Below are 18,622 nucleotides of genomic sequence, written 5' to 3' on the forward strand. Positions count from 1 at the left end.
ACGGCGTACGGCGGAGCACGGACGTCCTGCCGGAGTGGCATGTTCCCCTTGTCTGTCGCCTCGGGGTGAACGGCCGACGGGCCGCGAGCCGTTCCGGCCGCGGCGGTCGCGCGGGCCGCTGCCGGCATGTCACCCGATCTGGATGGCGGCGACCCTCGGCGGGCGGTTCGGGAAGGTGATGTCGGTCCAGCGTTCGATCCGCACGGAGTCGCCGTTCACGTCGTAGTAGGTCAGGTCGTTGTTGCCGGTGGAGATCCGGTCGACCCACCACCCGCCGAAGTCGGTCCTCCCCCCGTTCGCGTAGCAGTCGACGCTGTCCCGGCCGTCGAGGTGCGACCAGATCTTCAGGAAGTCGTTGCGGCCCCCGTCGCACGGGACGTGGTCGATGGCGAAGGCGCCGGAGTTCGGCAGGCCGACGGTGAAGGTGGCGGCCGCGGCGAGCGCCACGGCCAGGGAACGGACAGCCCTCTTGGTCGTCGAGATCACGGGTTCTCCCTCGTGCGAGATCCGGGACGCGGCCCGGCGCTGTCGGTGACGCCACGTCATGACGCGACGTGCGAACGGGGTTTCGCCGGTGCGGCGCGCGGCCGGCCGCGCGCCGGTCCGGCTCCTCACGGGCGTGCCTTCCGGTGGCACGGCCGCGGGACCCGAGGCCTCAACGTAGTGACCCCCGTCCCCCGTCCGGCCGCAACACTCCGCGTCCGGACCGACGGGCCGGGACATCACCCGATCGTGGCGCGGGCGGCGGTGCGCGGGGGTCTCGGCGCCGGCCCGCTCCGGGGGTCAGCCGTTCGCCGACCCGGGGAGCCGGTCGAGCCAGTCGAAGAGGTCCGTGCCCAGCAGCTCGCCGTGGTCCGCGACATCGCCCCGCAGGGGGCCCGGCGCGAGCCGGTACAGGGACGAGCGGTCCCGGCCGTGCCGGCGCATGAACAGGCCCGCTCCCCCGCCGTCCTCGCCGACCAGGACCCAGTGCGGCGCGTACGTACGCACCTCCCAGGCGTCGTTGCGGGCCCGGAAGGCGTGCGGCCCGAACAGCGCGCCGCCGTCCGGCAGTCGGAGCCCCGGGGTGGCGCGCCACAACCGGGCGACGGCCGGGTTCGGCCCCTCCCGCAGCCCGACGGCGAGCGCCGTCCACACCGTCAGGAACCCGGCGAAGGAGTCCGCGACCGGCCACTCCTCACCGGTGACCCGGCTGTGCGCCACGACGGGCCACTCACCGTCGGCGGCCCGGTCGAGGGCGAAGCCGTGGCGCTCGTGGTCGTCGTCCTCGTGGAACCAGAGCCGGTCCCCGCCCGACCGGCCGTCGAGGAGCCCGGGTTCACCGAGCCCGGGCACGGGCTCCACCGTGGCGATCGGACGGCCGCGCAGCGAGCCCTCCCCGTACGCGGCCAGCCACCAGCGGTACGAGCGCGGCAGCGGACCGGTGACGGACTCCGCCGCGCGGATCACGGCCTCGGGTCGGCCCCGGCCCGGCCGGGTGGCGATCCCCGGCGTCGTGGCGATCAGGTCCCGCAGAAGTTCTGGATCGGCCCGCATGACGGGCAGTCTCACACGGGGGTCCGACAGGGGCCCGGCCGGATCGACGGACGCGGACGCGGGCGGGCGCGGGGGCGCGGGCGGGGGCCGACCGCTGCCGGCCGTCGGCTCAGTGCCGTCCGGTCGCCGCGGCGCGCAGCCTGTCGAGGGTGCGGTCCAGGTTGGCCTGGGTCGCCGCGACGGCGGCGTCCGGGTCGCCTGCGGCGATCGCCTCGACCAGGGCGTGGTGCGCGCGGTCGATGCTCTCCCGGTCGACGCCGTCGTGGAGGTGGCCGTCGCTCACCACGTGGTCGGCCGCGTCGCGCAGCGCGCCGACGAAGGAGTCGAAGAGGCGGGTGAGCACCGGGTTGCGCGCGGCCCGGACGACCCGGCGGTGCAGTTCCAGGTCCGCCTCGACGAGTTCGGCCGGGCCCGCGGCCGCGTCACGGTCGGCCAGCGCCGCGCGCAGCGCGGCGACGTCCGCGTCGGTGCGCCGCCGCGCGGCCAGCCGGCCCGCCTCCGCCTCCAGCGCCGCCCGGACCTCGTAGACGTCGGAGGCCTCCGAGCGCCGCAGTTCCCGGTCGAACTCCGAGACCGGGGAGGCGGCGGCCACGTAGGTGCCCGAGCCCTGCCGGGCGCGCAGCTGGCCGTCGACGATCAGCACCCGGACCGCCTCCCGCGAGGTGGTCCGGCCGACTCCGAGGAGCCGGCTCAGCTCCACCTCGCCGGGGAGTCTGCTGCCCACCGGCCACTCGCCCGTGCCGATCAGCCGGCGCAGCTCGGCCGTGGCCTCCTCCACCAGGGAACGATGGTGTACCGGGCGAACAGTCATGGGACGACCCTATCGTCCTCGGGGTGGCGGGCCGCCGGTCGCGGGCCCGTCGACGGGCCCGGCCGGTACGGCCGGTACGGCCGGGTCCTCCTCGGGCTCCCGCTGCGGGGCCGGTTGCGGCGGTACGCGGTCCCGCAGGCACAGGGCGGAGCCGAGCCCGAGCGCCAGCACGCCGAGGACCGCGGCGAGCACGGTGCGCAGGCCGTGCGCGTCGGCCAGGCCGCCGAGCGCCGGGGCGGCGAGGCCGCCCACGGACATGGCGAGTCCGAGGGTGAGCCCGCTGGCGGTGCCGGGCCGGGTGGGGAGGTAGTCCTGGGCGAGCGTCACCTGTGGGGCGAAGGGAAGGAACATGGCCAGTCCGAACGCCACCGCGCCGGTCAGGGCGACCGCGGTGGAGGGCGCGAAGGCCACGGCGGCGAGGGCGGGGACGGCCAGCAGGTAGCCGGTGCGGATCGGGGTCATCCGTCCGTGCCGGTCGCCGAGCCAGCCGCCGAGCAGGGTGCCGGCCGCCCCGGCCAGGGTGAGCAGGGTCAGTGCGGCGGCGCCGGTGCCCGTCGAGCCGTGGAGGTCGCGCTGGATGTGGAGGGCGAGCATCGAGGTGACCGTCACGTAGGGGATCGACCAGGCGACGGTGGTCACGACCAGGCGTCCGAAGGCCCGCCAGTCGTCCCGGTGGGTGGTGGCGCCCCGGGCGGTCGACGGGGCCGCCGGGGTGTGGCCCCGCTGCCGCTGCGAGCGGCCCCGCACGACCCACAGCAGGGCCGCCACCAGGGCCGGGACGGCCAGCAGCCAGCCGCCGTCCAGGCCGTACGAGCCGACCACGAGGGTGACCAGTGCCGGTGCCAGCGAGGCGCCGAGGGTGCCGCCGACGGAGAACAGGCTCATCGCCCGCTGGGACTGTCCGCCGGCCGCCCGGGCCTGGTTGGTGGCGGGCGGGTGGTAGGCGGCGATGCCGAGGCCGGCCAGGGCGGCGCAGAGCCAGGTGAGCGCGTAGCTGTGGGCCGTGGCCGCGCCGGCGATCCCGGCCGCGGCGGTGAGGAAGCCGGCCGGGACGAGCCAGCCGCGGGGGCGCCGGTCTACCAGCAGGCCGAACAGCGGCTGGACCACGCTGGACAGGCCGCTCGCGGCCAGGGCGATGCCGGAGACGGCGGTGTAGCTGTAGTGCCGCTGGGACATCAGGAAGGGCAGCAGGGCCGGGACGGCGCCCTGGTAGAGGTCGTTGACGATGTGGGTGCCGGTCAGGAAGGCCAGCTGTCCGCGCTTCATCGCGTGCTCCGCTCGGGCCGGGCCGTCGTCCCTCGGGTCGCCCGTGCCGGTACGGCCGTCTGCCGGGCGGCGTGGTGGTGCCAGGGCCGGGCCCGTTCCAGCTGGGCGGAGAGGGAGAGCAGGAGGCCCTCCTGGTGGAGGCGGGCGGTCAGCATCACGCCGACCGGCAGTCCGTCCGGCGTCCAGTGCAGGGGCAGGCTGATCGACGGTCGGCCGGTGAGGTTGGCCAGGGGGGTGCGCGGGGTGACGGCGAGCATCCGGGCGTAGGTCCGCTCCGGGTCGTGCGGGTCGGTCAGCGAGCCGACCGGCAGCGGCGGCTGGTTCGTCGTCGGGCTCAGCACCGCGTCGAAGCGGTCGTAGCGGTGGCAGATCGTGCGGGCGGTGGCGGCCAGCGAGGTCATCGCCGCGTGCAGCCGCACCGCGTCGTGCTCGCCGCCGCGGGCGCGCAGCCAGCGGGTCAGCGGCAGCAGCCGGTCCTCCCGCTGCGGCGGGACGGGTACGGCGGCGGCCAGCACGCTCCACAGCACGGTGAAGTCCGGCAGGTACTCGTCCGGGTCGGACGGCGGGGCCTCCTCCACCCGGTGGCCGAGGTCGGCGAGCAGGTCGGCGGTGCGGCGGCAGGCCAGCGCGGCCTCGGGGTGCCAGCCGTCCTCCGGTCGGGCGACCGCGATCCGCAGCGGGCCGGGCTCGCGTTCGGCACTGGCCAGGAAGTGGCCGGCGGGGACGGCGGGCAGGGTGCTGCCGTCGCCCGGGGTGCTGCCGGTCATGGCGTCCAGCAGCAGGGCCGTGTCGACCACCGTCCTGGTGAGCGGACCGGCGGTGGCCAGCCCGAAGGCGTCCGTGCCGGGGGCCGGGGTGACCCGGCCGCGGCTGGGCTTGAGGCCGACCACGCCGCAGGCGGCGGCCGGGATCCGGACCGAGCCGCCGCCGTCGCTGCCCAGGGCCCCGGCGGCCAGTGCGGCCGCGACCGAGGCGGCGGCCCCGCCGCTGGAGCCGCCGGCGCCGCGGGTGGGGTCGTAGGGGCTGCGGGCGGTGGCGTGGGCCGTCTCCGTGTAGGAGGAGCAGCCGAACTCGGCGGCCGTGGTGGTGCCCAGCAGGACGGCGCCGGCCGTGCGCAGGGCGCCGACCACGGCGGCGTCCGCCGGGGCGATGCGGTCGTCGAAGGCCGCGGAGCCCGCGGTGAAGGGCAGTCCGGCGACCGGCCAGGTGTCCTTCACCGACAGCGGTACGCCGAGCAGCGGCGGCAGTGCGGCGCCGTCCTCCGTCCCGGCGGCGGCCAGTCGTGCCTCGGCGGCGCGGGCGGCCCGGCGGGCGCCGGGGGCGTCGACCGTGCGGTAGGCGCCCAGGGTGCCGTTCAGGTCCTCGATGCGGCGCAGGTGGTGGTCGGCCAGTTCGGTCGGCGAGACGGTGCGCTCGCGGACCGCGGCGGCCTGTTCGGCGAGCGTCAGGGCATGGAGATCCGACAGGTCGGGCATGTTCACTCCCCAAGTCTTCAGGTTCTCAGGTCCTCAGGTCCTCTGAGGACTTCAGCTTAGGGGCGGGCCCGATCGAAAGGCAAGGCAAGCCTTACCCGGCCCCCTGACCGCCCCTCGTCAGGTCCGGCGGGCGCGGGCGGCCAGGCGGTCGGCGAAGGCGGTGACGAGGGTGCGCAGCTCCTCCGGGCGCTCGATGGCGAAGGGCCGGTCGAGCGAGGCGAGCAGCGGCGGCAGCCAGTCGAGGCGCTCCGCCCGCAGCTCGGCGCGCAGCCAGCGCTCCGCGGCCGGTCCCCCGTCCGGCGGCGGCGCCGGTCCGTCCTCCTCCAGCGTCGCGAGGCCGGCGGGCAGGTGGGCGCGGACCTGGTCGGGCGTCCCGTGGATCCGCAGCGTCACCTCGTGCCGGTAGCCGGCCGTGGCGAAGCCCGACAGCACGCGCTCGGCCGGGTCGGGGCCGGCGGGGACGTCGAACGAGCCGGGCAGGGCCCGCACGTCGGTGACGCGGTCGAGGCGGAAGGTCCGGTCCTCGCCGACCCCGGGGTCCGCGCCGGTGACGTACCACCGGTTCGCGTGGGCGACGATCCCGTACGGGTGCACCGTGCGCTCGCTGGGCCGGCCCTCGCGGTCGGTGTACCGGACGGAGACCGGCCGGCGGTGGCGCACGGCGTCGGCCAGGGTGAGCAGGACCCCGGCGTCCGGGACGGCGTCCGCGCCGGAGCCGTCCGTGAAGGAGAGGGCGTCCAGGAGCGCGTCGAGCCGGGCCGCGACGTGCCGGGGCAGCACGCGCCGGATCTTGGCCGCCGCGGTCTCGCCCGCCGTGCGCTCGGCCGTCGCCAGTCCCGTACGGCGCCCGGCGATCAGCCCGAGCAGCACGGCCAGCGCCTCGTCCTCGCCGAGCATGAGCGGGGGCAGGCGGTGGCCCGGGGAGATCCGGTAGCCGCCGTACCGGCCGCGCACGGACTCCACCGGCACGTCGAGGTCGATCAGGTGGTCCACGTAGCGCCGCACGGTGCGGCCGTCGACGCCGAGGCGGTCGGCCAGTTCGGCCACCGTCCGGGTGCCGCCCGACTGCAGCAGTTCCAGGAGGGTCAGCACGCGGCCGGTGGGTCGGGACATGTCCACAGCCTAGGCGGATAGTGGACGGATTCTGTCCACTATCCCTCCTAGTCTGCGGAGCGCACGACGGCACCGCCGTCCAGCCAACCGCACGGCCGTCCAGCCAACCGTGCGGCCGTCAGCCGCGGCCGCCCGGCCGTGGCCGGCCCGGGCACATCCCAGGAGGACACCATGGAGTTCGTTTCGATCCGCGTCATCACCGGCGACGTCGCGCGCCTGGTCGGGTTCTACGAGCGCGCCACGGGGGTCCGGGCGCAGTGGGCGACCGAGGACTTCGCCGAACTCCGGACCCCGGGCGCCGCCCTCGCGATCGCGAGCACCCGCACCGTCCCGCTGTTCGCCCCGGGCTCCGCCCGCCCGGCCGCCAACCAGAGCGTCATCACCGAGTTCCTCGTCGACGACGTGGACCGCGTCCACCGCGACCTGGCCGGCTTCGTCACGGACTTCGTCACCGAGCCCACCACCATGCCCTGGGGCAACCGCTCCCTGCTGCTGCGCGACCCCGACGGCAACCTCGTCAACTTCTTCACACCCGTCACCCCGGCGGCCCTCGCGAAGTTCGCCCGCTGACCGGGCCGCGGCGCCCGCGGGGGCGCCGGCGACGGGCCCCGCGCGGCCGGCGGCCGGAGGGCAAGCCGTTTTCGTGCGCGGGTGGGGGTCACTTTTCGGATAGTCGCGACGGCCGGGGCGGGTGAGGCTTGGGGCGTTCCCCGGGGACCGAGTGGGCCGGCACACCGCTCCCCGGAGACGCGCCGCCCTCTCGACGGCCCGTCAAAGAAGGGGAACCCCACCACGCGGGCCGTCCTGGCCGCGGCCGGCGCCCCCACGGGGCGGGGCGGCGGGAAGGCTCCCTTCCCGTACCGGCCGCCCCGCACCCGCCCGGCCGGCGCTCCCACCCCGGCCGGGCCCGGCACCCGGAAGATGCGGAGACCACATGGCCCGACGACGTTCCCTGCCCCGGCTCGGCCTGGCCGTACCGATCGCGCTGTCGCTGACCGCCTCGCTCGGATTCCTGCCCGCCCCGGCCTCGGCGACGCCCCGGACACCGTCCGCCACCCAGGCCGAGGACGCGAACACCCTCGCGTACGTCGTCAACACCAAGACCGACCGCCGCACCGTCGCGGCCGTGCAGCGGGCCGTCACCGCGGCCGGCGGCACCGTCGTCGTCACGTACGACGAGATCGGCGTCATCGTCGCCCACTCGGCGAACCCCGACTTCGGCAGGCAGCTGCGCGCGGTGCGCGGAGTGGAGTCGGCGGGCGCCACCCGGACCGCACCGCTGAGCGCCGCGGGCACCACCGACGACGGCGGGGTGCGGCCCCTCTCCGAGGCCGAGGCGGCGAGGATCGCCGAGGCCGCGAGGACCGGAGAGGCCGCCGGCGACGGCGCCGAACCCCTCGAAGCCGAGCAGTGGGCCCTGCGGGCGATCGGCGCCGACAAGGCCGCGAAGACCGACCCCGGCAGCAGGGACGTCACCGTCGCCGTGATCGACACCGGCGTCGACGACACCCACCCCGACCTCGCCGCGAACTTCTCCCCGTCGCAGTCCGCGAGCTGCGCCGGCGGCAAGGCCGACACCACGTACGGCTCCTGGCGGCCGGTGGACCCGGACTACTTCCACGGCACCCACGTGGCGGGCACCATAGCCGCCGCCCGCAACGGCATCGGCGTCGCGGGGGTGGCACCCGGCGTGCGGGTCTCCGGCATCACCGTCTCCCAGCCCACCCCGCGCCAGCTGATCTACGCCGAGAGCGTCGTCTGCGCCTTCGTGTTCGCCGCCGACCACGACGTGCAGATCACCAACAACAGCTACTACATCGACCCGTGGCAGTACAACTGCCTGGACGACCCCGACCAGAAGGCCATCGTCGACGCGGTCGACCGCGCCCAGCGCTACGCGCAGCGCAAGGGCACCCTCACCGTCGCCGGAGCCGGCAACGCCAACCACGACCTCGACTCCCACGCCTTCACCGACCCCGGCAGCCCCGACGACTCCACCCCGGCGAGCCGGACCGTCGACCCCCACACGTGCTGGGACCTGCCCGCACAACTGCCGGGCGTCGTCACGGTCAGCGCCACCGGCGCCAAGAACGCGAAGGCGTACTACTCCAACTACGGCCTCGGCGTGATCGACGTCGCGGCACCGGGCGGCGACCGGTACGTGGCCTCGGACACACCGTCCGGGCACCCCGGCGTCCTGTCGACGCTGCCGAACAACCAGTACGGCTACGAGCAGGGCACCTCCATGGCCACGCCCCACGCCGCCGGCGTGGCCGCACTCCTGAAGTCCGCCCACCCCGACGCCACCCCGGCCCGGCTGCAGGCGATGCTCAAGGCCCAGGCGGACAACCCGGGGTGCCCGGCCGCCCCGTACGACGGCAACGGCGACGGCGTCGTGGACGCCACCTGCGCGGGCGGCAAGCGCGTCAACGGCTTCTACGGCTTCGGCGTCGTCAACGCGCTGCGCGCCGTCGAGTAGCCCCCTGTCCCACCCCGGGCGAAGCGCCCCCGGCCGCCGGCGGGGGCGCTTCGCCACGCCCGGCCACCGGCGAGGCGAACGGGGCCGCGGGGAGGACGGGTCGGCGGGTCAGGGAAGCGGCTGTGGAGGCCGCTTCTCGGCCACCGTCAACGACCGTCGGCCCGGCCCGGCCGGATGCGGGAGCGGAGGAGCGGCGACGCGCTGGGGCGCGGACAGCACGGTCCGTCGGGTACTGACCATCCGCCAACGGACAATCCGTTTTCGGTTCGCTGACGCGGACGGTTTTGGATAGCGGCGACGATCACCGGCACGCGAGACTCAGAACGTTCCCGGGGCCTGAACAGAGCGGTGCACGACGCCGGCCCCGCGGTGTGCCGCGTGTTCGGCAGACCGCCCCAGAAGAGGGAGTTCGCACAAGAGCGCGCACAACGCCATGGTCGCGGCCCGCGCTCTCGAGTCTCAAGGAGAAGAAATGAACCGTGTCATCCGAACCGCCACCGTGGTGTCGGCCCTGTGCCTGGCGGGCCTGAGCGTGACGGCCAGTCCGGCCTCTGCCACCGCCGGGTTCCAGATCCAGAACAAGGCGACGGGGCTCTGCCTCGCCGGGACGGTCGACAGCCCCGACCACACCCCCGCCGTCTACGAGGCGCCTTGTGGCAGCCGGGACACCCAGCGCTGGGCGAACAGCCGGAACACGTTCATCATGACCGCCGGCGGAATGGTCAGCCTCTGTATGAGCGCGGACAGCTACGGCGACGTCTTCACCGCGGGATGCTCCCTGGGCACTGCCTACGGGCAGAACTGGAAGGTCGCCTCGCTCAACGGCTCCTACACCAACTTCTACAACGAGACCAAGGGCTGCTACCTGCAGGTCATCTCCGGTCAGGCCGCCTGCATGCCGGGCTGGACCGGCGACTCCAAGCAGTTCCGTGTGATCTGACGGAGCGCAGCACCCGGCCGCGGCCGACCGGGGCTCGAAGCCGAGGCGCCGGCCCGTAGGGCCCGCGCCTCGGCTTTCCCACCGGCCCGGTCGGCCGCGGCGCGGCACGGCGCCCGCACGGCATTGTGCCGCGAGGCGCCGATACGAACCAGGAACCACCCGTACATAGGGGTGCCGGCAGGTGTCCGGGCGTGCCCCGGCCGAGCAGGAGGTATGAGATGAACCTTGTGACAAGGGGCGCCAAGTTCGCCGTGGCGCTGGCGATGGCCGGCGCATCGGTGCTGGGCGTGGCGGGCAGCGCGGACGCGGCCCCCGGCGCGCCGTATCTCGGATACGGCCACACCACCTCGGGCACCGGGGTGTGGTGCGTGCAGCACCTGGTCAACGACTGGCTGCGGCTGGGCGGCCGGTCCACCATCGATGAGGACGGCCAGTGGGGCCCGAAGACCGACGGCGCCGTGCGGTACTTCCAGCAGAGCATCCTCGGCAGCGCCCAGGCGGACGGCGTCGTCGGTCCGCAGACCGGCAACAAGCTGATGAACATCGACTGGACCGACCCGTACGGTGGGCCCGACGGCAGCTGCCGGCCGTTCATCCCCACCACCAGCTGATCGCCGGACCGGACCGCTTCGCGGCCCGGGACCGGGTGCGGTCCCGGGCCGTCAGCCGGCGGGGCTCATCCGGAAGACCGGGCCGCGTGGGGTGAACGGCAGGACGGCGCCGCGCGGGACGAGGAAGGCGTGTTCGCGGCGCAGCCGCAGGACGTCGCACTCGCCGTCGGTGATGACCAGGACGGGTGCGCCGGGCGGGAAGTCCTCGGCCCGTTCGAGGAGGTCGATGCCGGGCTGGAGGACGGTGCCGCCGCGTCCGTGCACCCGCAGGCGGCCGGCGATCTCCTCGACCGGGAGGTATCCGGCGTCGTGCGGGGCGGCGTCGCAGTGCACCAGCCGGGCGGCGGGGACGTCCCGGGCGGCGGCGTAGGAGGCGATCGCGCCGAGGGCCTTGCCGAGCAGGGCCCGGTCCATCGAGCCGGAGGTGTCCAGGACGACCCCGAAGGTGCAGCGCGGCACCTCCTCCTCGGGGAAGCGGCGGCCGGCCCGGGGGATGTCCGGGGTCGCGGACTGGCGGCGGGCGGGGCGGGAGTAGCTGCGCACCGGTTCCGGGCTCGGCACGAACTCGTCGAACCAGCGGGCCAGTCGGGCGTCCCAGGGCAGTGGGGGGTGGGCGAGTGCGCGGATCTCCTCGACCAATCCGGCCGGGAGCAGGCCGCGTTCGCGCTGGTGCAGTTCGAAGCCCTGTTGGAGGCCGCGCCGGTAGAAGTCGTCGAGGTCGACGTAGTCCCGGGGCGGGCCGAGGGGCTCGCCGAGGACGTCGGGGCGGTTCTTGCCGGCCAGGGTGGCGAGGCGGCGGATGCGGCGCTGGTCGCGGGCGATCCGGTCGTACACCTCCTCGGCGGACAGCCCCTTGAGCCGCGGGTCGTGCAGCAGCCCGTCGGGCATCTCGCCGACGCCCATCTCCAGCAGCCAGCCGTTGATGACGTAGTCGGCGGCGACGTTGAACAGGAACGGGTCGCGGCCGCCGCGGCGTTCGCCGTGCCGCAGGGCGGCGTGCAGGATCTCGTGGCCGAGGATGAACCGCCATTCCTCGTCGGTGTGGTGGCGCAGCGGGTTGACGTAGATCTCGGCGGCCTCGGCGTTGACGGCGGCGACGGCGATGTCGTGGGCGCGGGCGAGTTCGGCGTCGGCGACGACGGTGAGGCCGGCCGCGATGCCGCCGAGCAGGGGGTAGGAGGAGACGAACCAGTTGAGGGCCCGGGTCCAGGGCCGTTCGGGCAGGCGTTCGCCGGTGTCGGCGTCGATCCGGCCGCCGGCCCGGTCCATCGCGGCGGACATGGTGCGGGTGAGGGCGGCGGCGAAGGCCGTCGGCCAGTCCTCGCGGGCCTGGCCGTGGCCGCGCCACTCGACGAGCAGTTGGTCGCGTTCGGCGGTGCCGGCCGTCCCGGCGGTGGTGGGCGGCAGGCCGTCGCGGCGCCAGCGGGCGGCCAGTTCCTCCTCGTCGCCACCGGGGTACTCCTGGGGCAGGACGACCGGGGCGCGGCCGACGGGGAAGGTGGCGAGGAAGCGGTTGACGACCGCGCAGCGGGCGGCGGCCTGGTGGGCGTCGGGCTGGGTGCGGGGGCCGCGGGCGCCCGGGAGGTGGCCGAAGCCGAGGTGCAGCAGGCAGTGCGCCAGGACCCAGGCCCACTCCTCGGGTTCGGCCCGGCGGCGCGGGTTGACGTGCAGGGTGCCGTTGGAGTCGGCCACCGCCCAGCCGTCGGGCGGGGCGGTGGTGCAGTTCTCGGTGCGGCAGACGTCGGCGCGCAGGGCGGCGAGGGCCGGGTTGCGGCGCAGCAGTCGGACGCCCTCGTCGAAGGCCTCGGTGCCCGGGTCGGGCTTCTTCGCGGCGGTGTGGGCGTGCTTCACCGGCGGGCCTCGACCAGGCGGGGCATGTCCCGGGCGGCCTCGATCAGGAACCAGGCGGGCAGCAGCGGGTTGCCGTCCGGGCCGTCGGCGATCACCGTCTGGGCGACCTCCACCGAGATCTCGGCCAGTTGAACGAGCAGCGACTTGGCGCGGAAGGCGGTCTGCCGCTGCGCGCCGGAGGCGTGCTCCTTGCGGGCGGGCAGTTCCTTGACGAGCCGGCCGCGGAAGGCGTCGGCGAGGTAGTAGAGCAGGTCGCGGTCCTCCAGCCGGTGCGGCCAGCGGGCGTCGCCCTTGAGGATCGCCTCCAGGCCGTAGGAGTTGCGGACGATCTTCGCGTAGCCGCAGAAGGCGACGGCGTGGGGCGCGGTGAGCAGGCCGTGGGCGACGACCTTGAGGGTCTCCTCGTCCAGGGTGGGGCCGAAGGAGTGCAGCGCGTCGGAGAGCATGTGCCAGGCGCGCGGGGTGGAGAACGGCTCCTCGGTCTTGGGCGGGGCGGACCACAGGTGGTCGGGCCGGTCGGTGAGGTGGTCGACGATCCAGGGGTGGATGCCGGCGCCGGCCGCCCAGTGCAGCCAGTCCCGGGCGCTGGCCCGCAGGTGGACGTGGACCATGCGGTTGACCAGTGCGGAGGCCATCGGGCGGGCGAGCGCGCCGTCGGTGGCGCGGTTGCCGGCGCCGATCACGATCGAGCCGGGCGGCAGTTCGTACGAGCCGATCCGGCGGTCCAGGATCAGTGAGTAGAAGGCCTTCTGGACGTCCGGTGAGGCCGCGTTGAGCTCGTCCAGGAACAGGCAGTACGGCTCGTCGCGGGCGATCTGCTCGGGCGGGCAGAACCGGGAGCGGCCCTCGGGGGTGAGCTGCGGGACGCCGATCAGGTCCTCGGGGGCGAGCTGGGTGCCGACGAGGCTCACGCATTCCAGGCCGAGCGATTCGGCGAACGCCCTGACCAGGGAGGACTTCCCGATCCCGGGGGCGCCCCAGAGGAACACGGGGCGGACGGTGGCCAGGCCGAGCAGCAGCTCGGGGACCTGGGCGGGCGAGACGCTGACTGCTCCCTGCACGGGGCTCCTTCGTGGCGACGGTGCGTGACCGGCCCAGTGTGCGGCGGGAGTCGGTGCGGGCGCACCCGGATTTCCGGCGGGCGCGGTCTCAGGGGGCGGCGGGGGCCTCAGGGGCAGCCGGGGCGGCGGGGCAGAACTCGGCCTCCAGTTCGGCGGTGAAGACCCCGACCGGCGAGCCCCAACTCCCGGCGGCCCAGTCGCCGTTCACCTCGGTGGCGAGCAGGTGGCGGCCGTCGCGGGTGCCGAAGGTGTAGGACCAGGAGCCGTTGATGGCGCCGCCCATCCCCCACACCGTGCCGCAGGACAGCTTCTGCTCGGCGATGCCCAGGCCGTAGCGGGTGTCCGGGATCCAGTGGCCCTGCGGGTCCAGCGTGGTGAACATCTCGCGCTGCTGGGCGGGCGGCAGCAGCCGTCCTTCGAGCAGCGCGCGGAAGAAGACGGCGAGGTCGCCGGTGGTGGAGATCATGTCGCCGGAGGCGTACCCCCAGGAGGGGTTGAGGTCGGTGACGTCGTGGACGGGGGCGTCCGCGCGCTGCTCCATCAGCTTGGAGTAGTGGCGGGCGTGCGGGCCGTGGATGCGCATGTCGCCGGCGGCCGGTTCGTAGGTGTTCGCGAGGTGCAGCGGCCCGGTGATCCGGTCGGCGATCTCCTGGGCGAGGCGGCGGCCGGTGGCCTTCTCGACGATCAGGCCGGCGAGCGCGTAGTTGGTGTCGGAGTAGGCGAAGCCGGTCCCGGGGGCGAACTTCGGCCCGTTGGCGACGGCGACCTCGACGAGGCGGCGCGGCGTGAAGTCGTCGAAGCGGTGCACCAGGAACGACGGGCCGGTGAACTCGCGTGCGAGCTCCGGGTCTTCGGCGTAGTTGTAGACGCCGCTGGTGTGGTTCAGCAGCTGGCGGACGGTGATCCTGGAGCCGTCGTAGCCGTTGCCGTCCAGCAGGCCGGGCAGCCAGTGCTCGACGCTGTCGTCCAGGCCGAGCCGCTGCTCGGCGGCGAGTTGGAGGACGACGGTGGCGACGAAGGTCTTGGTGGTGCTGCCGATCCGGAACCGGTCGCGGGGCGTGATCGCGCGGCCGGTGTCCAGGTCGGCGGTGCCGGTCGCGGCGAACCAGGTCGCGTCGCCGTCCCGGACCTCGGCCCGCGCCCCCGGCAGGCCGGCCTCGGTCACCGCGCGCTCCAGCACGGAGCGGACGCCGTCGTGCGGGCGGGCGGTGTGCGGGCGGGAGCCCTCGGCGGAGGCGGCCGGGGCGGCTGCCAGCAGGGCGCCGGCGAGAGCGGCGGTGAGCGCGGCGCGGGCGGTACGGGCGGTGGTCTTCACGGTGGTCTCCCCCTGGTCGCGAACTGTTTCGCGTTCGAGGAAAAGGCTAGGCCCGCGTTCGCCTCTCCATCAATGCCCTGACCTTCCTTCAGAGACGTTCTCCCAGGCCAGCACGGGTAATTCCTTGCAATGGCCCTGCCGACTAATGCAATCGGCTTGAGGGCCGGCTGTTGCAATGGGATCGTGGTGGCCCGCAGGTCCGGCAGCGACGAGAGGAGCGCCCGTGCCAGGCGCCAGGCTGACCCAGGAAGAACGCCGGCGGATCGCCGCCGGGCTCACCGCGGGGCTGGGCTACGGGGAGATCGCCCGGGGGCTCGCGCGCCCCGCCTCCACCGTCACCCGCGAGATCGCCCGCAACGGCGGCCCGTCCGGCTACCGGGCGGACAACGCCCAGCGCGCCACCGCGCGGCGTTCCCGGCGCGGCAGGAGCGCGTTGCCCCGGGTGCCGGAGGGCAGCGCGCGCCCGGACGACGGGCGCGATCCGGCCGCGGTGGAGGAGTACGCGGCGCGGCTGGCCGAACTGCTGGCGCACCTGGGCATGCCGCGCATGGTGGGCCGGGTCCTCGCCTGCCTCTACCTCACCGACTCCGGCAGCCTGACCGCCACCGACCTGGTGCGGCGTCTCGGGGTGAGCCCGGCGTCGGTCTCGAAGGCGATCGGCTACCTGGAGGGCCAGCAGCTGGTGCGGCGCGAGAAGGAGGGCGGCTCGCACCGCGAGCGGTACGTCGTCGACGACGACATCTGGTACCGGGCGCTGCTGGCGAGCGCGCGGCGCAACACGCTGCTGGCCGAGTTCGCGCGCGACGGGGCGGACCTGCTCGGCGCGGCCACCCCGGCCGGGGCGAGGATGGCCGAGGCCTCGGTGTTCCTGGAGCACATGGGAGCGGACATCGTCCGCGCGGCGCAGCGCAGGCGCCGGCGGCCCGGGGAGGCCGGGGAGGCCGGGGAGGCCGACGCCGTCGAGGAGGCCGGCGCCGTCGAGGGGGCCGGGAACGAGGGGGCGCCCGGGGCGCGGGCGTGAGGGGCCGCGGCCGGAGCGGGAAGTCGGCCCGGCGGGGCTCGCCGGGCCGGGCCCGCGGTGATGATCCGATGTGCGACGGCCCGCGTGTCACACGCACCGGTGAACGTGCCCCGAAGCGCGGGCGCGGGCGGCCGGTTGCCGTTCTCCTGGGGGTCCTGTCCGGATCGGGCGTCATGCCCGCCGATCGGAGAGTGGGGCCCAGATGGGGACGAGAAGACGAAGGACGGCCGTCGGGCGGGCCGCGGTGCTCGCCGTCGCGCTGGCCGGCGGCGGGCTGCTGACGGCTCCGCCGGCGTTCCCGCAGAGCGCGGACGGGACGGTGACGGTCCGGGTGGTGCGGGCCGTGGACGCCTCGGGCGCGTGGACGCCCGCGCTGGAACCGGGGCTGGCGGGCGTGACGGTGACGCTCACCGGCGCCGGCCGGACCCGCGTCGAGGGCACCACGGGGGCCGACGGGACGGTGACGCTGGCCCCGCCGCCGCACGGGCCGGAGCGCGGCGGCACGTACCGGGTGCAGGTGGTGAACCCGAGGCCGGGCGTGCTGTTCCCCGCCTTCGCCTCGCGGCAGGGGCTGGACGGCGCGCCGGGCGGGTTGAGCTCCAACGAGGAGTTCGTCGACCTCTCCGACGGTGCGGACGTCTCGTACACCACCGGGCTGTGGAGCCCCGGCGACTACTGCCAGAAGAACGCCCCGCTGGTGACGACCTGCCAGAACACCGTGTGGCAGGGCGGCGCGCAGCGCACGCTGGTGTCGTTCCCGTACGGTGCGCGCGGCCAGGACGGCGTGGACGTGAACGTGACGGACCTCGCCACTGGCGCGCAGACCGGGACGCTGTTCGGCATCGCGTGGAACCGGGCCGACCGGCGGGTGTTCTCCTCGGCGGCGGCCAAGCGCACCACGGCCTACGGCCCGGGCGGCTCCGGCGGGATCTACGTCACGGACCCGGCGCGGGGCACGACCGCGCTGTTCGCCACCGTCCCGGACGCCGGGGGCACGGCGCACGGGCCGGGGGCGGACGAGGCGTTCCTGGCGGTGCCGGGCAAGGAGAGCCTGGGCGGGCTCAAGGTGACGGACGACGGCAGGGACCTGTTCGTCGTCAACCTCAACGACCGCCGGCTGTACCGCTACGACGCCACCGCGGCGAGCGCGTCGGCGCCGCGGGCGGTGTACCCGATCCCGGACCCGGGCTGCCCCTCGGCGGGCGACTGGCGGCCCTTCGGCCTGGGCCTGCAGGACGGCAGGGGCTACCTCGGCGGTGTCTGTTCGGGCGCGTCGACGGGCCTGGCCTCGGACCTGCGGGCGGTGGTGCTGCCCTTCGACCCGGCCACCGGCGGCTTCGGTCCGGCGGTGCTGGACCAGCCGCTGGACTACCCGCGCCAGTCGACGGTGGGCGCGGGCCCGTGCGACGGCGCGGGCTGGTTCCCGTGGACGGACACCTACCCGGAGGTGCAGAACGGCCAGGCCTGCTCGGGCTACCGCGCCCAGCCGGAGCCGGAGTTGGCCGAGGTCGGTTTCGAGGCGGACGGCTCGATGCTGCTGTCCTTCCGCGACCGCCTGGCCGACCGGGCGACGGGCCAGGCGGCGGCGGGCGCCGCGGTCGGCGAGGTGCTGTCGGGCGGGGACCTGGACAAGGCCTGCCCGGCGGGCGGCACGTTCGTGATGGACACCAACGGCGGCTGCGGGCTCTCCCCCCGGGGCACCCGGTTCTTCGACACCAGCCGGATGGGCTTCCACCACAACGCGGCCTACGCCGGGATGGCGCTGTCCAAGGTCGAGACGACCATCGCGACCTCCGGGTTCGACCCGAACAGCACGGCCTTCGGCTACGGCACGTCGTTCCTGCGGCGGGCGGACGGCGGGCAGGATCCGGCGTTCGGGCTGCGGCTCAACCCGGCGGACGTGCCCGCGCCGTTCGGCAAGGGCGCCTCGATGGGCGACCTGGAGGTGCTCTGCGACCGGGCGCCGCTGCAGATCGGCAACCGGGTCTGGTACGACCCGGAGCGCACCGGCGTCCAGCAGCCGGGCCAGCGCCCGGTGGCGGGCGTCACCGTCCACCTGTACGACGGGGCGGGCCGGCTCGCCGGGACGGCGAGGACGACGGCGCGCGGCGAGTACTACTTCGACGACGCGAACGTGGACGGCGGCCTGCGGCCGCACACCGCCTACACGATCCGGCTGGACGAGCCGTCCGACTACGCCGAGGGCGGTCCGCTGTACCGGTGGGTGCCCACCCGGCACGACGTCGGCGGCAATCGATTCGTCGATTCCAAGGGCGTCGTCCCGCCCGGAAAGCGATATCCGGAGCGGGCGCTGACCACCGGCGGGCCGGGCGAGAACGACCACACGCTCGACTTCGGATTCCGGCACTGCGGCTGCGGGCACTGACGCCGGCCGGACGGAAAAGCGCCCCGGCCGGCCCGGGGCGCTGTCCGAGGATCTGTCCGAGGAGCTGTCCGAGGCGTGGAATCGTGCCCGCGGCGGCCGGTGCGCGCGCCACCGTGGAGGGCATGATCCTGCGACCGGAGACCGACGACCCCGCCGCCTTCCTCGTGGCGGACGAGGTGATCGACCACCATGACCCGCGGCTGCGGCGGCTGGCCGCCGAGCTGGCCACGCCGCGGGCCGCGTTCCACCACGTCCGCGACGAGGTGGCGCACTCGGCGGACGCGGGCGCCTACAGCGGGGCGTTCCGCGCCTCCGAGGTGCTGGCCGCGCGCAACGCGATCTGCCACGGCAAGTCCCACCTGCTGGCCGCGCTGCTGCGGGCGCAGGGCGTGCCGGCCGGGCTGTGCTACCAGCGGCTGGAGGACGGCGCGGGCGGCTTCGTGCTGCACGCCCTGAACGCCGTCCACCTGGACGGCCGCTGGGCCCGCCTGGACGCCCGGGGCAACCGGGAGGGCGTGGACGCGCGGTACGACCTGGAGCGGGAGCGGCTGGCCTGGCCGGTGCGGCCGGAGCTGGGCGAGCGCGAGTACCCGGGGGTCTTCGCCGCGCCGCCGGCCGCGCTGGTGGAGGCGCTCGCCCGGGCGGTGCCGGGCCGGTTCGGCCTCACAGTCAAGCTCCCTTGTGCACTTACACTCAACACCTGATTGCCAACCAGGCTGAGGGAACCTTTGGGCGCCTCCGTTACCCTTTAGGAGGC

The 18,622-nt window shown here is 75.2% G+C and carries 15 protein-coding genes, 1 rRNA gene and 1 pseudogene; 7 read left to right on the top strand and 10 right to left on the bottom strand.

The annotated features are described in order from the left end of the window. Nucleotides 1-129 precede the first annotated feature (129 nt). The 6 genes from ACWD4P_RS29360 to ACWD4P_RS29385 all read right to left on the bottom strand — a co-directional run bounded on the left by ACWD4P_RS29360 (nt 130) and on the right by ACWD4P_RS29385 (nt 6,201). Nucleotides 130-486, bottom strand: coding sequence for a beta/gamma crystallin domain-containing protein (locus ACWD4P_RS29360; protein WP_449781706.1), 357 nt, complete (start codon nt 484-486; stop codon nt 130-132). 297 nt (nt 487-783) lie between these two features. Beyond that, entirely contained in the window at nt 784-1,536 is a 753-nt protein-coding gene (locus tag ACWD4P_RS29365) for an SMI1/KNR4 family protein (RefSeq protein ID WP_449781707.1), read from the bottom strand. A 109-nt stretch (nt 1,537-1,645) separates the two neighbouring features. Beyond that, entirely contained in the window at nt 1,646-2,347 is a 702-nt protein-coding gene (locus tag ACWD4P_RS29370; protein WP_449781708.1) for a FadR/GntR family transcriptional regulator, read from the bottom strand. A gap of 9 nt (nt 2,348-2,356) precedes the next feature. Then, nucleotides 2,357-3,613 carry an MFS transporter gene (locus ACWD4P_RS29375; protein ID WP_449781709.1) on the bottom strand — a complete coding sequence of 419 codons (1,257 nt, stop codon included), beginning with the start codon at nt 3,611-3,613 and terminating at the stop codon, nt 2,357-2,359. Then, complete coding sequence (locus ACWD4P_RS29380) at nt 3,610-5,088, bottom strand: amidase (protein WP_449781710.1); 1,479 nt, start codon at nt 5,086-5,088, stop codon at nt 3,610-3,612. Before ACWD4P_RS29380 ends, ACWD4P_RS29375 begins: the two co-directional genes overlap by 4 nt. 117 nt (nt 5,089-5,205) lie before the next feature. After that, nucleotides 5,206-6,201, bottom strand: a complete 996-nt coding sequence (locus tag ACWD4P_RS29385; protein WP_449781711.1) for a helix-turn-helix transcriptional regulator — start codon at nt 6,199-6,201, stop codon at nt 5,206-5,208. A 171-nt stretch (nt 6,202-6,372) separates the two neighbouring features. On the opposite strand from ACWD4P_RS29385, the gene ACWD4P_RS29390 reads away from it, so the two are divergent. The 4 genes from ACWD4P_RS29390 to ACWD4P_RS29405 all read left to right on the top strand — a co-directional run bounded on the left by ACWD4P_RS29390 (nt 6,373) and on the right by ACWD4P_RS29405 (nt 10,231). Further along, nucleotides 6,373-6,771 (top strand): VOC family protein, encoded by a 399-nt coding sequence (locus ACWD4P_RS29390; RefSeq protein ID WP_359818806.1) that lies wholly within the window; start codon nt 6,373-6,375, stop codon nt 6,769-6,771. 364 nt (nt 6,772-7,135) lie between these two features. Continuing rightward, a complete protein-coding gene (locus tag ACWD4P_RS29395) occupies nt 7,136-8,680 on the top strand; it encodes a S8 family serine peptidase (protein ID WP_449781712.1) in 1,545 nt (514 codons plus the stop codon). Between the two features lie 472 nt (nt 8,681-9,152). Further along, nucleotides 9,153-9,620 (top strand): hypothetical protein, encoded by a 468-nt coding sequence (locus ACWD4P_RS29400; RefSeq protein WP_359818800.1) that lies wholly within the window; start codon nt 9,153-9,155, stop codon nt 9,618-9,620. A 218-nt stretch (nt 9,621-9,838) separates the two neighbouring features. Then, complete coding sequence (locus tag ACWD4P_RS29405; protein WP_359818798.1) at nt 9,839-10,231, top strand: peptidoglycan-binding domain-containing protein; 393 nt, start codon at nt 9,839-9,841, stop codon at nt 10,229-10,231. A 51-nt stretch (nt 10,232-10,282) separates the two neighbouring features. Here the strand turns inward: ACWD4P_RS29405 and ACWD4P_RS29410 are convergent, their stop codons facing one another. The 3 genes from ACWD4P_RS29410 to ACWD4P_RS29420 form a co-directional block, all read right to left on the bottom strand. After that, on the bottom strand, nt 10,283-12,082 hold the full coding sequence (locus ACWD4P_RS29410) for a vWA domain-containing protein (RefSeq protein WP_449781713.1): 1,800 nt from the start codon (nt 12,080-12,082) through the stop codon (nt 10,283-10,285). Beyond that, complete coding sequence (locus tag ACWD4P_RS29415; RefSeq protein WP_449781714.1) at nt 12,079-13,143, bottom strand: ATP-binding protein; 1,065 nt, start codon at nt 13,141-13,143, stop codon at nt 12,079-12,081. The genes ACWD4P_RS29410 and ACWD4P_RS29415 overlap by 4 nt, the downstream gene beginning before the upstream one ends. Nucleotides 13,144-13,231: 88 nt before the next feature. Further along, nucleotides 13,232-14,458: a serine hydrolase domain-containing protein gene (locus ACWD4P_RS29420; protein ID WP_449781715.1), complete on the bottom strand. Its 1,227-nt coding sequence runs from the start codon at nt 14,456-14,458 to the stop codon at nt 13,232-13,234. Nucleotides 14,459-14,681: 223 nt separating this feature from the next. Between ACWD4P_RS29420 and ACWD4P_RS29425 the strand changes: the two genes are divergently transcribed. The 3 genes and pseudogenes from ACWD4P_RS29425 to ACWD4P_RS29435 form a co-directional block, all read left to right on the top strand. After that, nucleotides 14,682-15,479: a MarR family transcriptional regulator gene (locus tag ACWD4P_RS29425; RefSeq protein WP_449781716.1), complete on the top strand. Its 798-nt coding sequence runs from the start codon at nt 14,682-14,684 to the stop codon at nt 15,477-15,479. A gap of 202 nt (nt 15,480-15,681) precedes the next feature. Continuing rightward, the gene (locus tag ACWD4P_RS29430) at nt 15,682-17,865 is read left to right on the top strand and encodes an SdrD B-like domain-containing protein (RefSeq protein ID WP_359818789.1); all 2,184 of its coding nucleotides are present in this window, start codon (nt 15,682-15,684) and stop codon (nt 17,863-17,865) included. Nucleotides 17,866-17,987: 122 nt separating this feature from the next. Continuing rightward, nucleotides 17,988-18,350: pseudogene (locus ACWD4P_RS29435) on the top strand (transglutaminase-like domain-containing protein); the annotation flags it as partial. 86 nt (nt 18,351-18,436) lie between these two features. Here ACWD4P_RS29435 and ACWD4P_RS29440 read toward each other — a convergent pair. Further along, nucleotides 18,437-18,622: ribosomal RNA gene (locus ACWD4P_RS29440) — 23S ribosomal RNA — on the bottom strand; the annotation flags it as partial.

It is taken from the genome of Kitasatospora sp. NPDC002543, from assembly GCF_053594915.1.